This window comes from Phascolarctobacterium succinatutens (assembly GCF_023497905.1).
Lineage (GTDB): Bacteria > Bacillota > Negativicutes > Acidaminococcales > Acidaminococcaceae > Phascolarctobacterium_A > Phascolarctobacterium_A succinatutens.
This window is the reverse complement of record NZ_CP097284.1, coordinates 1768342-1780605: the sequence shown is the minus strand read 5'-3', so window position 1 is coordinate 1780605 and position 12264 is coordinate 1768342. Positions and strand designations below refer to the sequence as shown.

At 46.9% G+C, this 12264-nt stretch carries 13 protein-coding genes, 5 tRNA genes and 1 other annotated feature (1 of these 19 only partly in view); of the genes, 16 read left to right on the top strand and 2 right to left on the bottom strand.

Annotation, left to right across the window (positions count from 1 at the left end):
• The first annotated feature begins 33 nt into the window (after positions 1–33).
• Positions 34–291, top strand: a complete 258-nt coding sequence (locus M5E81_RS08430; RefSeq protein ID WP_009146104.1) for an HPr family phosphocarrier protein — start codon at positions 34–36, stop codon at positions 289–291.
• 36 nt (positions 292–327) lie between these two features.
• The gene (gene ptsP, locus M5E81_RS08425) at positions 328–1947 is read left to right on the top strand and encodes a phosphoenolpyruvate--protein phosphotransferase (RefSeq protein WP_249747286.1); all 1620 of its coding nucleotides are present in this window, start codon (positions 328–330) and stop codon (positions 1945–1947) included.
• A gap of 204 nt (positions 1948–2151) precedes the next feature.
• Here ptsP and M5E81_RS08420 read toward each other — a convergent pair.
• Positions 2152–2228: transfer RNA gene (locus tag M5E81_RS08420), tRNA-Arg, on the bottom strand.
• 329 nt (positions 2229–2557) lie between these two features.
• On the opposite strand from M5E81_RS08420, the gene M5E81_RS08415 reads away from it, so the two are divergent.
• A complete protein-coding gene (locus tag M5E81_RS08415) occupies positions 2558–3961 on the top strand; it encodes a sodium:solute symporter family protein (RefSeq protein WP_249747285.1) in 1404 nt (467 codons plus the stop codon).
• Between the two features lie 225 nt (positions 3962–4186).
• Here the strand turns inward: M5E81_RS08415 and M5E81_RS08410 are convergent, their stop codons facing one another.
• Complete coding sequence (locus M5E81_RS08410) at positions 4187–4735, bottom strand: gamma carbonic anhydrase family protein (protein WP_413641481.1); 549 nt, start codon at positions 4733–4735, stop codon at positions 4187–4189.
• A 590-nt stretch (positions 4736–5325) separates the two neighbouring features.
• Here M5E81_RS08410 and M5E81_RS08405 point away from each other — a divergent pair.
• The 13 genes from M5E81_RS08405 to rplA all read left to right on the top strand — a co-directional run bounded on the left by M5E81_RS08405 (position 5326) and on the right by rplA (position 12115).
• A complete protein-coding gene (locus M5E81_RS08405) occupies positions 5326–6045 on the top strand; it encodes a TVP38/TMEM64 family protein (protein ID WP_249747283.1) in 720 nt (239 codons plus the stop codon).
• Positions 6023–6646, top strand: a complete 624-nt coding sequence (locus M5E81_RS08400; protein WP_009146124.1) for a CYTH domain-containing protein — start codon at positions 6023–6025, stop codon at positions 6644–6646. The genes M5E81_RS08405 and M5E81_RS08400 overlap by 23 nt, the downstream gene beginning before the upstream one ends.
• Positions 6647–6657: 11 nt before the next feature.
• On the top strand, positions 6658–7869 hold the full coding sequence (dpaL, locus tag M5E81_RS08395; protein WP_009146125.1) for a diaminopropionate ammonia-lyase: 1212 nt from the start codon (positions 6658–6660) through the stop codon (positions 7867–7869).
• A gap of 105 nt (positions 7870–7974) precedes the next feature.
• Positions 7975–8059 (top strand) — tRNA-Tyr (locus M5E81_RS08390).
• A gap of 8 nt (positions 8060–8067) precedes the next feature.
• Positions 8068–8143: transfer RNA gene (locus M5E81_RS08385), tRNA-Met, on the top strand.
• Between the two features lie 10 nt (positions 8144–8153).
• Positions 8154–8229: transfer RNA gene (locus M5E81_RS08380), tRNA-Thr, on the top strand.
• Positions 8230–8232: 3 nt separating this feature from the next.
• A tRNA-Met gene (locus tag M5E81_RS08375) sits at positions 8233–8309 on the top strand.
• Between the two features lie 150 nt (positions 8310–8459).
• Positions 8460–9650 (top strand): elongation factor Tu, encoded by a 1191-nt coding sequence (gene tuf, locus M5E81_RS08370; protein WP_009145072.1) that lies wholly within the window; start codon positions 8460–8462, stop codon positions 9648–9650.
• A 232-nt stretch (positions 9651–9882) separates the two neighbouring features.
• Positions 9883–10032, top strand: coding sequence for a 50S ribosomal protein L33 (rpmG, locus tag M5E81_RS08365; RefSeq protein ID WP_009145199.1), 150 nt, complete (start codon positions 9883–9885; stop codon positions 10030–10032).
• Between the two features lie 46 nt (positions 10033–10078).
• Complete coding sequence (secE, locus tag M5E81_RS08360; RefSeq protein WP_009145198.1) at positions 10079–10297, top strand: preprotein translocase subunit SecE; 219 nt, start codon at positions 10079–10081, stop codon at positions 10295–10297.
• Between the two features lie 55 nt (positions 10298–10352).
• Positions 10353–10913 (top strand): transcription termination/antitermination protein NusG, encoded by a 561-nt coding sequence (gene nusG / locus M5E81_RS08355; protein WP_009145197.1) that lies wholly within the window; start codon positions 10353–10355, stop codon positions 10911–10913.
• Between the two features lie 14 nt (positions 10914–10927).
• Complete coding sequence (gene rplK, locus M5E81_RS08350) at positions 10928–11353, top strand: 50S ribosomal protein L11 (RefSeq protein ID WP_009145196.1); 426 nt, start codon at positions 10928–10930, stop codon at positions 11351–11353.
• A 69-nt stretch (positions 11354–11422) separates the two neighbouring features.
• Positions 11423–12115 carry a 50S ribosomal protein L1 gene (gene rplA, locus M5E81_RS08345; protein ID WP_249747282.1) on the top strand — a complete coding sequence of 231 codons (693 nt, stop codon included), beginning with the start codon at positions 11423–11425 and terminating at the stop codon, positions 12113–12115.
• A 24-nt stretch (positions 12116–12139) separates the two neighbouring features.
• Positions 12140–12264: a sequence feature (ribosomal protein L10 leader region), on the top strand (it continues 11 nt past the right edge of the window).

Sequence of the window (12264 nt, the reverse complement as noted above, 5' to 3'; positions counted from 1 at the left end):
ATATTGTTATTAGCGAAACGGAGGAAATAAAAAATGAAACAATTTACTTATGTTATTACTGATGAAGCAGGCATCCATGCACGTCCGGCAGGACTGCTCGTTAAAGAGGCTGCCAAATTTGCCAGCAGTACCACCATTGCCAAAGGTGCTAAAAAAGGTGATTTGAAGCGTATCTTCGGCGTTATGGCCCTGGGCGTTAAAAAGGGTGAAGAGATTACTGTTACCTGCGAGGGTGCTGATGAGGATGCAGCAGCAGCAGCTTTGGAGGCTTTCTTCAAGGCTAACCTGTAAGTTCGCAGTAAGAGAGATTTTTCGCGAGGTGATAAAATGCTTTCATTAAAGGGTAAGGGCGTTTGCGGTGGCGTAACGCTGGGAACCTTGGCTGTACTGCGTCGTAATGCAGCAGCAGTTAAACGTCGTAAGGTGCAGAATGCCGAGGCTGAGGTTGCACGCTTTCAGACAGCGCGTCAGGGTGCTATAGATAAGCTGGCAGAGCTTTATGAAAAGGCTGTTGCAGATGTAGGCAAGGATAATGCCGCTATTTTTGAAATTCACCAGATGATGCTGGAGGACCTTGATTATATAGAGTCTGTTGAAGGCATTATCCGCACACAGCAGGTTAATGCGGAATATGCGGTGCAGACTATCGCAGCTAATTTTGCAGAAATTTTTTCTTCGATGGAAGATGATTATATGCGTGCACGCGCTGCCGACGTCAAGGATATTTCCAACAAGGTGCTTGGCTGCCTGGGTGATGTAGGCAGCAGCTGGGAAAGCGGCAGTGGCAGTTACATTCTGGCAGCGGATGACCTGGCACCCAGCGAAACCGTACAACTTGATAAATCGCGTGTGCAGGGCTTTGTGACGGCGGCAGGCAGTGTAAATTCGCATACGGCAATTTTGGCGCGCACGATCGGTATTCCTGCGGTTGTCAGCACCGGCAGCAGCATCGGTGAAGAATATGACGGCAAGCTGATAGCGGTTGATGGCTATACCGGCGAGGTTTTCGTTGATCCTGATGAAGCAACGCTGGAGCGTATCAAGGCGAAGATGGAGCAGGATGCACAGCATAAAAAGCTCTTGGAGGAGCTCAAGGGCAAAAAGAGCATTACCGGCGGCGGCCAGCAGGTGCATGTATATGCCAACATCGGCGGCACCGGTGATTTGGCCAGCGTGCTGGCGAACGATGCAGAGGGCATCGGACTTTTCCGCAGTGAGTTCATTTATCTGGAAAGCAAGGATTATCCGACAGAGGAGCAGCAGTTTGAAAAGTATAAGCTGGCAGCGGAGGCAATGGCCGGCAAGCGTGTTATTATCCGTACGCTTGATATCGGCGCTGATAAGCAGGCTGATTACTTCGAGCTGCTGCAGGAGGAAAATCCGGCGCTTGGCTATCGCGCAATCCGTATCTGTCTGGAAAGACCGGAGCTGTTTGCTACGCAGCTGCGCGCTATCTGCCGCGCTTCCGCCTATGGCAAGCTGGCTGTGATGTTCCCGATGATTATCAGTGTAGAAGAGGTGCGCAAGGCGCGTAAAATTCTGCGCGAAGTACAGGCAGAGCTGAAGTATGCAGGTGTATCATTCGACCCGAAGATGGAGGTCGGCATTATGATTGAAACGCCGGCAGCAGCACTGATCAGTGCGGAGCTGGCTAAGGAAGTTGATTTCTTCAGCATCGGTACAAACGATTTGAGTCAGTATACGTTGGCTATAGACCGCCAAAACCAGCAGCTGGAGCCGTTCTTTGATGCACATCATCCTGCAATCCTGCGTCTGATTGAAATGACGGTGCAGGGAGCGCATGCAGCAGGCATCTGGTGCGGCGTCTGCGGCGAGCTGGGCGCTGATTTGAGCTTGACGAAGGAGTTTGTACGCATGAGCATGGATGAGCTTTCTGTGAGCCCGGCAAGCATTCTGCCGCTGCGCAAAAAAATCCGCAGCCTGTAATTTTTACTCATACACATATTTCTATATAACGCATGAAAATACCCCTGATAATGCGCAAGCAGTATCAGGGGCAGCTTTCGGCGTCAATGCTTTATATTCTTTTATGCAGAACCGGTTTTAGTGACCGGTTCTTTTTTCTTAGAAAAGATTATTTTAATCAGAAAAACAAAAACACCGCAATCTCTTGCGATGTCAATTTCAAAATGGTGACCTCGGCAGGACTCGAACCTGCGACCTTTTGATTCGTAGTCAAACGCTCTATCCAGCTGAGCTACGAGGCCAACAACAATATTTATTTTAACTGCAAGAGGCTATTTTGTCAATACTTTTTTGTGAAAAAATCTTGACTGTTTTTTCCTGGCGGGATATAATTTAGCTAATATATATGTGGCTGCTTTGCAAGGAAGCATCAGGAGGCGTATATTTGGTCTGCATTGGGATGCTTGCCGGTATGGGCGATGGGGAATTGTAATGACAGCACAAATGGTTTTTGTATTATATGTTGTTGAAGTCTGCACGATTAGGTCTGATGTGAGGCAGTATAGGGATACTGCCAGCGATGACGTTGTATTTCTTTAACAGGCATGTATAATTTAAAGGAGGATTTTTTGTGCCTGTTTCTTTATTCATCTTAATATTGTACATTGTTGCTTTGTTCGCTATCAGCTGGTACGCTAAAAAACGTAGTGAAGGAAACAACGAAAACTTTGCTCTTGCGGGACGCAGACTTTCTGCGCCTCTGATTTGTGTTACTATTATCGGACTGGCTGTCGGCGGTGCGTCGACTATCGGCGTTTCCGAGCATGCCTTCCGTGTTGGTCTGAGTGCCGGTTGGTATACGATTGCCTGGGCTTTGGGCGCGATTGTTATGGGGTTGTTCATGGCTAAAAAGTACCGTGAACAGAACATTACGACTATCACTGAGCTTATCGAACGCCATCATACCAAGGGCGCGGTAATCTTGGGCGTTTTCTGCCAGATTGTTATTCAGTTGGTAATCATCAGTCTGCAATATATTGCGGGTGGCAGTATTCTGCACGCTATCCTGCCGGATATCTTTGATTTCCACACAGGTATGATTGTCAGCGCTATCACTTTTATCGGTATTACCTTTATCGGTGGTATGTGGTCTGCATCCTTATCTAATGTATTGAATATTATTCTGATTTACGTTGGCATTTTGGCGGCAACTATTATTCAGTTCAAAAAAATTGGCAGCATGGATCATCTGGCTGCTGCTTTGCCGGCTAATGTGCCCTGGTTCAGCTTTATTGACGGTGTTGGCCCTGTAACCATCACCAGCTGGGTTGTAACTTTGATTACCGTAAATCTTTCTCTGCAAAGTATTCTGCAGATTTCTCTGGGCGCTAAGGACGCTGCAACTGCTAAGAAGGGCTTCGTCTGGGGCGGCATTCTGATGCTGCCGGTAGGCGTTCTGGCTGCCTTCCTTGGTTTGGTTGCTAAGGCTATGTATCCTGATGCGCAGGCTGCACTTGCTTTGCCGCAGGTTATCGTAGGCCTGCAGCCGGTGTTGGCAGGTATCACTCTGGCAGCTCTGTGGGCTGCGGATGTATCTACTGCTTGTAACCTGCTGCTTAGCGCCGGTACACTGTTCTCCAGTGATATTTACAAGCGCTTCATCAATCCGCAGTGTGACCAGGCGCGTCAGCTGCTGATGACACGTGCCTGCATCATTATCAGCGGTATTCTTACCTTGGGACTTGCTATGAGCGTATCCAGTATTTTGGGTACGATTATGATTGGTCTGTCTTTGACTGCTGCCTTCAGCGTTATCGTAATCGTAGCGCTGTTCTTCCCGCAGTATGCTTCTAAAGCCGCAGGCTTCTGGACTTTGCTGGCAGGCCTGGTGCTGCTGGTGCTGTGGCAGCTTACCCCGGCAGTACGCATTTTCCCGAATGTAATCTACATGGAATGGCTGGTATGTATTGCTGCTTATGCTATTGCAGCTATTATTTGCCCTGCTAAAAAAGCCGTTGCTGCCGAAAGCAACTAAATAAAAAGTATATTTGAAGCTGAAAAGCCATCTCCGTTGTTCTTGAGGAATACGGAGATGGCTTTTTTGATTATGAGATTAAGTGTTTGCTGTAAGCAAAAATCCCGTTCACAGACTTGCGCCGTGCAACGGGATTTTTTTGCACTATTAATGAAGCGTGACCTGATTAAAAATTTTTACGCATTTCTTAATCAGAGGACATTGTCAGGCTTCTGTTTTTGATAATTAAACGATTTGCTCGCCGTGGTAGCGTTCGCCGTCATTATCAGGCAGCAGGCCGTAGCGTTCGGTCCACAATGTTTTGTATTTCAGTGCCTGGGCATGGATTGCAGCTATACCTTTTTCGTCCAATGTTTTGATAACCTTGGCAGGAATGCCGGCAACCAGGGAATTCGGCGGTACGATGGTGCCTTTGGTTACAACGGCACCGGCAGCAACGATAGAGCCGTGGCCGATTACAGCGCCGTCAAGTACGGTAGAATGCATGCCGATGAGGCAGTGGTCTTCAACGGTGCAGGCATGCAGCAGAGCGCAGTGGCCTACAGTTACATAATCACCGACGATGCAGGCGTAGTTATCAGCAACGTGCAGCACGCTGTTGTCCTGGATATTGCTGTAGCGGCCAACCTCGATGCGGTTAACGTCGCCGCGGATAGTAACGCCTGGCCAAACGCTGGCGTACTCTTTAAGCTCAACCTTGCCAATCAGGGTGGCAGTATTAAAGGCATAGGCCTTTTCATCAATTTTGGGGGCTTGCGCTTCAAATTTAAAAATCATGGTATCACCGCTTTCTGTAAATTGGCTGCCTTCGCGGCAGTCTTGAAAGATAAACAATTTCTTCTCACACTATTATTATCATATGAGCAGATAATAAAGTCAAGGCGTTCACATTTATTTTGCAGATGTGAAGGATTATTCCTTACTGTTGAACAAGGGGGTTAAGCCTAAATCCTGCAGCATAATGTTGGCTTCTACAGCAGATTGATAGAGGTTGAGTAAAATCCCGGTTTCTGCAGCTCAATCTTGTTTTTGCACCACTTGCACCAGTTGTACCACTTTTTTCAGCATTTTTGCTAAAAAATGAGGGGTTCGAAGATTTTAATATAATATAAATAAAAGAGCCTTAAAATAGCTGTAAATAACATAAAATAAAGGTTTTGAACCCTTACGAAGACTTTACTTACAGGGATATATATTATGGTTAGTGGCGCATTTTTTCTTTTTGCACCAAATGAAGTGGTTCAAGTGGTTCAAGTGGTGCAGTGACGGCCTTTTTACATTTACCAAACTATTTGGCAATACTGCTTGCGCAACGTCCTCTAAACGCCGTATAATAGATGAGAGTTTGAAAATCAGAGGTTTATATGAAGAAAAAATATCTATATTTATTTTTGCGCGTGCTGGGTTATCTGCTGGTGCTGGGAGCAATTTTGTATGGCTTGTATGAATCACCGTATAATCCGCATCCGCACAGTGCCGAGGATATCCGCCGCTGGGTTGTGGGCTTTGGCGTGTGGGCGCCGTTGATTTATGTGGTGGTGTATACGATTCGCCCGTTGCTTTTGTTCCCGACGCTGCTTTTGAATTTAAGCGCAGGCGTGCTGTTCGGACCGTGGTGGGGAATATTATTTCTGCTTTTGGGTGGCTTTGGCTGTGCAAGCTTTTGTTATCTTTTGGGACGTTTCGGCGGCGGCAGCTGGCTGCTGCGCAACTTCGGCGGCAGCTGGGGTGAACGGCTGACACATTATCTTGTAGGCAGCGGCAGCTTTAAGAAGATGATTATTTTGCGCACGGTGCCGATTTTTCCATATGATCCGGTGAGTATTATTGCCGGCAGTGTGCGCCTGCCGTTTAAAATTTATGCGGCAGCAACGGTTCTCGGTATGCTTCCGGGGGCTATTGCCTATAACTTTTTGGCAGATGCTTTCGGTACGCCGCGTTTTTATGCAGCGTTGGCTGTAACGCTGCTGGCCTTTGGTATACCGTTGGTGTGGTGGCAGAAAAATTCGGCATCGCAGGCGTTGGGCAGTTTAAAAAATTTCGGTAAAGGCAGTGATAATAATGGTAAAGAATACAGAGATTGAATTAAAGCTTTTGCTCAGCAGAGAAGGCTTGGAGAAAATGCTGCAGCTGGATTTTATGCAGCAGGCCATGCGTCCGGACAGCTACAAAAAGCGCCGTCTGGTAAGCACCTATTACGATACTGCGGATATGGCGCTGACGCAGCATGGTATTGCTTACCGTGTACGCGACAAAGGCGATTGCAGCTTTGAAGCGACCGTAAAGACCTCCAAACAAAGCAAGGATGGTCTGAGCGAACGTCTGGAGCTGAATCTGCCGCTGGCAGAAGCAAAGCCTGAGCTGAACGGCTTTGCAGCTCTTGGCCTGGGTTACGAGCTTAGCGAATTGGCTCCTGCCGGAGTCAGAGCTTTGTTTACGGTTGATGTAGAACGCATAACCTATATTCTGGATTATGCCGGTGCTGTAATTGAGCTGGCGATAGATAAGGGCGCAATTCATTGCGGTGAAAAAAGCGACAGCATTGATGAGGTTGAATTTGAGCTTATGAGCGGTACTGTGGATGTGCTGCTGGAGCTTAGGGAAAGAATAGCGTCACAGGTGGAGCTGCGTGCGGAAGAACGCAGCAAGTTTGCACGCGGACTGGCGCTTTTGCAGGCAAAATAAGGAGCGGGACGATGGCTGAATTAATACATTATCTGCATCAACAGAAGGAAGACAATCTTTCCGTTGTTAATCATTATGGCTATGAGCAGGCGGAGAAGGTGTGCCGTTTTCATAGCAGCTTTCCCGAATATACCGTTACGCCTTTAGTGCGTCTGGAAAACCTGGCCAAGCTTTTCGGTGTTAAGGATATTTATGTTAAGGATGAAAGCTATCGCTTCGGCCTGAATGCCTTCAAGGTTTTGGGTGGCAGCTACGCGATTGCCTGCGAGCTTGCTAAGCGTCTGCAGCTTCCTGTGGAGGAGCTTACCTATGACAAGCTTATGGCACCTGAGGTAAAACAAAAGCTGGGCGAGCTGACCTTTGTTACTGCTACCGACGGCAATCATGGCAGAGGCGTTGCCTGGACTGCCAGCCGTCTGCAGCAGAAGGCTATCGTGCTGATGCCTAAGGGAACAGAGCTTGCGCGTCTGGAGGCAATCAGGGATTTCGAAGCCGAAGCATATATTACGGATGTCAACTATGACGATACTGTGCGTATGGCAAGAAAAATAGCTGCTGAATGCGGCGGCATCATGGTACAGGATACATCTTGGGAAGGCTATGAGGATGTGCCTCTACATATTATGCAGGGCTACACTACTATGGGTTATGAAATAGTGCAGCAGCTGCAGGGAGTGCGTCCGACGCATGTCTTTCTGCAGGCCGGAGTGGGCGCTATGGCCGGTGCTGTAGCAGCTTTTTTGGCTGACTATTATAAAGCAGACAAACCGATTATCACTATAGTAGAGCCTGAAAAGGCGGACTGCATTTTCAAAACGGCCAAGGCTGATGATGGAAGGCTTCATAATGTAACAGGTGCTTTGGATTCGATTATGGCCGGTCTGTGCTGCGGTGAGCCCTGCAGTCTTGCCTGGGATATGCTTCGGCGCTATGCAGATAATTTTGCTTCTATGCCGGATGAATTTGCTGCCTATGGCATGCGCGTGTTGGGTAATCCATTAAGTGGTGATACTGCCATTGTTTCAGGTGAAAGCGGCGCAGCAGGGCTGGGCTTTGCCTTGCTGGGCCGTAGTGACGTACATGCCAACTCTCTTCTGCAGCTTGATGAAAGCTCTGTTGTGCTGTGTATTTCTACTGAAGGTGATACAGCGCCGGCAAAATACAGAAGCATTGTCTGGTCCGGAGAATATAGCCTGGATAAGCTTTCCAGTGTCGAAAAATAGCTTAGCGATGCGGCTTACATCTGTTTTTAAAAATAATGCAAATAAATTTATGAAAAGCTGTTGACAAACGGGCCTAAATCCTGTATAATTCTTCTTGTCGCAAACGGATGGGTTCCCGAGTGGTTAAAGGGAGCAGACTGTAAATCTGCCGCGTTTCGCTTCGTTGGTTCGAATCCAACCCCATCCACCAACTTTCATCGCGGGGTGGAGCAGTTGGTAGCTCGTCGGGCTCATAACCCGAAGGTCGGTGGTTCAAGTCCGCCCCCCGCAACCAACTAAATATTGCTGATGTAGCTCAGTCGGCAGAGCGTATCCTTGGTAAGGATAAGGTCACCAGTTCAATCCTGGTCATCAGCTCCAAATGGCGGCGTAGCTCAGTTGGCTAGAGCATGCGGTTCATACCCGCAGTGTCCGCGGTTCAAATCCGTGCGCCGCCACCAATTAGCCACCAAACCTCATTAATAAAATGAGGTTTTTTATTTTATTTGCCGAAAGCAGCAGGATTTTACTGTGCAAGGGCGAATATTATAAGATAGGTCTAGTGTACCTGCTATTTTTAAGTTGATGTATTGATTGGAGGAATTTCAAAAATGGCAAAAGCTAAATATGAAAGAACTAAACCGCATCTGAATATCGGCACCATCGGTCACGTTGACCATGGCAAGACTACTCTGACTGCTGCTATCACCAAAGTACTGGCTGAAAAAGGCGGCGCTGAATTCATGGACTACTCCATGATCGATAAAGCTCCGGAAGAACGTGAACGTGGTATTACCATCAATACCTCTCACGTTGAATATGAAACCGCAACCCGTCACTATGCACACGTTGACTGCCCGGGCCATGCTGACTATGTAAAGAACATGATCACCGGCGCTGCTCAGATGGACGGCGCAATCCTGGTAGTATCCGCTGCTGACGGCCCGATGCCTCAGACTCGTGAGCACATCCTGCTGGCTCGCCAAGTAGGCGTACCTGCAATGGTAGTATTCCTGAACAAAGTAGATATGGTTGACGACGAAGAGCTGCTGGAACTGGTAGAAATGGAAGTTCGCGAACTGCTGAGCTCCTATGACTTCCCCGGCGATGACATTCCTGTTGTTGCAGGTTCCGCTCTGAAAGCTCTGGAAGGCGACCCGAAATACGAAGCAAAAATCATGGAACTGATGGACGCAGTTGACAGCTACATTCCGCTGCCGGAACGTGCAACCGACAAACCGTTCCTGATGCCTGTCGAGGACGTATTCACCATCACCGGTCGTGGTACCGTTGCTACCGGCCGTGTAGAGCGTGGTACTGTTAAAGTTGGCGATACCGTAGAAATCGTTGGTATGAAAGACGAGAAAAAATCTACCGTAGTAACTGGCGTTGAAATGTTCCGCAAACTGTTGGACGAAGCAGTAGCCGGCGATAACATCGGCTGCCTGCTGCGTGGTGTTGACCGTAAAGAAATCGAGCGTGGCCAAGTACTGTCCAAACCGGGCAGCATTCATCCGCACACCAAATTCAAAGGTGAAGTTTATGTACTGACCAAAGAAGAAGGCGGCCGTCACACTCCGTTCTTCAACGGCTACCGTCCGCAATTCTATTTCCGTACTACCGACGTAACCGGCGTAACCGAACTGCCGGAGGGCGTAGAAATGGTAATGCCTGGCGATAACGTAACCATGGAAGTAGAACTGATCACCCCGATCGCTATCGAAAAAGGTCTGCGTTTCGCTATCCGTGAAGGCGGCCGTACCGTTGGCGCTGGCGTTGTTTCCGAAGTAGAAGAGAAATAATTTTTCCGGCATAGTAATGCAAAATACAAGACCGGTCAGCTTATGGCCGGTCTTGATTTTTTAAGACTGATTGCCAAAGAAACGCTTTAGAGTAATTAAGCACTGTTTGGACAGAAAAAATTTGCGTCAGACGGATATTTATAGTTGACATAAAGTGTTAACTGTGTTACTCTATATTAGCGACAATTTGTGATTGGTTTTATTATTATGTACGTAAGCGAGGTGTAACTAAATGCGTAACCTGATTACTTTGGCTTGCACTGAGTGCAAACAGAGAAATTACCAAACCAACAAAAACAAAAAGAACGATCCTGATCGTATCGAGCTCAATAAATATTGCAAGTTCTGCAAAAAACACACTCTGCACAAAGAAACCAAATAATATTGGCTTGTGCGTAACCGGGTAGTAATAGCAAGGATGTGACAAGATGGCCGTTCCGGAAACTACAGACACTGAGAATAAGGGATTCAGCATTACAACCTTTCTTAGTGAAACTAAAGTAGAATTAAAAAAGGTTACCTGGCCTACCAAACAAGAGCTTATTGCTAACACTATAGTGGTAATTATTGCAGTTGTTTTGTGCGCAGCTCTAATCTGGATTATTGATTCCATCTTTAGTATGTTATTCCGCATGATTTTGCAATAATGAGCTGTAAGGCTTAAGTAAGGAGGGAAGGGGAAGCGTTGCTTTCCGTTTATTCATGGAAGAAGAAAAGCAAGGAAAACATTGGTATGTAATCCATACCTATTCTGGCTACGAAAATAAAGTGCGCGCAAACCTGGAACGAAAAGTTCATTCCTTGGGTATGGAAAATGAAATTTTCCGTATTGAAATACCTACGGAAAAAGAGGTTGAAATCACTTCGGATGGCAAGAAAAAAGTTGTTGAGCATAAAGTTTTCCCAGGCTATGTACTGGTGGAAATGATTGTAAATGAGCGCAACTGGTATGCTGTCCGCAATACTGCAGGTGTAACTGGTTTCGTCGGTTCTGATTCTACCCATCCGACTCCGCTTACAGCTGAAGAAGTAAGGCAGATTATGCCTTCGATGGGTATGGAAGTTGAAGAAACTGTCAAACCCGCAAAAATTGATTTTCAGTTACATCAGAGAGTCCGCATCAAGACTGCGCCCTTCATGGATTTTGAAGGCACAATCAGTGAAATCAACGAAGAAAAGGGTAAACTGAAGGTACTCGTTGATATCATGGGACGCGAAACTCCTGTTGAAATTGACTTTACACAAGTTGAAGAAATTGAGTAAGGAGGTGTAATTAAATGCCGAAAAAAGTCGTTAAAATGGTAAAATTACAGGTACCGGCTGCTAAAGCTACTCCGGCTCCTCCGGTAGGTCCTGCACTTGGCCAGGCTGGTGTTAACATCATGGCCTTCGTTAAGGAATTTAACGCACGTACCGAGAAACAAGTTGGCCTCATCATTCCTGTTGAGATCACTGTATTCGAAGATCGTTCCTTTACTTTCGTAACCAAAACCCCTCCGGCTGCAGTTCTGCTGAAAAAAGCTGCTGGTCTGGAAAAGGCTTCTGGTGAACCTAACAAAAAGAAAGTTGCTAAACTGGGTCGTGACAAAGTTCGCGAAATCGCAGAAAGCAAAATGCAAGACCTCAATGCTGCAAACGTTGAAGCTGCTATGAGAATGGTAGAAGGCACTGCACGTAGCATGGGTATTGTAATCGAAGACTAATTTTAAGTAGTCTTCTCAATTTAGTGGGAGGCAAAAGCCGCTTGTACCACATAGGAGGATTTTATAACAATGGGCAAAAAGTATGATGACGCTTTGAAATTAATCGAAGCTGACAAATTCTACTCTCCGAAAGAAGCAGTAGCTCTGGTTAAGAAAACCGCTGCTACCAAATTCGACAGCACTGTTGAAGTTGCTTTCCGTCTGGGTGTTAACCCTAAATACCCTGATCAGCAAGTTCGTGGTGCACTGGTTCTGCCGAACGGCACTGGTAAATCCAAGACTGTTATGGTTTTTGCTAAAGGCCCCAAAGTTGCAGAAGCAGAAGCTGCCGGCGCAGATTTCGTTGGCGGTGAAGAATATGTTGATAAAATCAAGAACGGCTGGATGGCATTTGACGTGTGCATCGCAACCCCTGATATGATGGGTCTTGTTGGTCGTCTTGGTAAAATCCTTGGCCCTCGTGGTTTAATGCCTAACCCGAAGGTTGGTACCGTTACCATGGACGTAACCCGTGCCGTTAAGGAATCCAAAGCTGGTAAAATCGAGTATCGTACCGATAAATCCGGCAACGTACAAGCTCCTATCGGTAAAGCATCCTTTACTGAAGAGCAACTGTTACAAAACTACATGACTTTGGCTGATACCCTGGTTAAGGTTAAACCGGCTGGTGCTAAAGGTCAGTACATGAGAACTATCACCATGTCCTGCACCATGGGCCCTGGCGTTAAAGTTGATGTCCTGAAAGCTAACAGCGACAAATAATTGTAGTTTTACTTAATTTTACTAAATCAGAAGATAATCGGGCCATAGACAGCAGGTGCCACGTGCGTAAGTTTTAACTACGCCTGCCGAGGCTGGAGCGTGAAGATATATTAGACCTTCCGACCTCCGGCTACGGCCGAGAGGTCTTT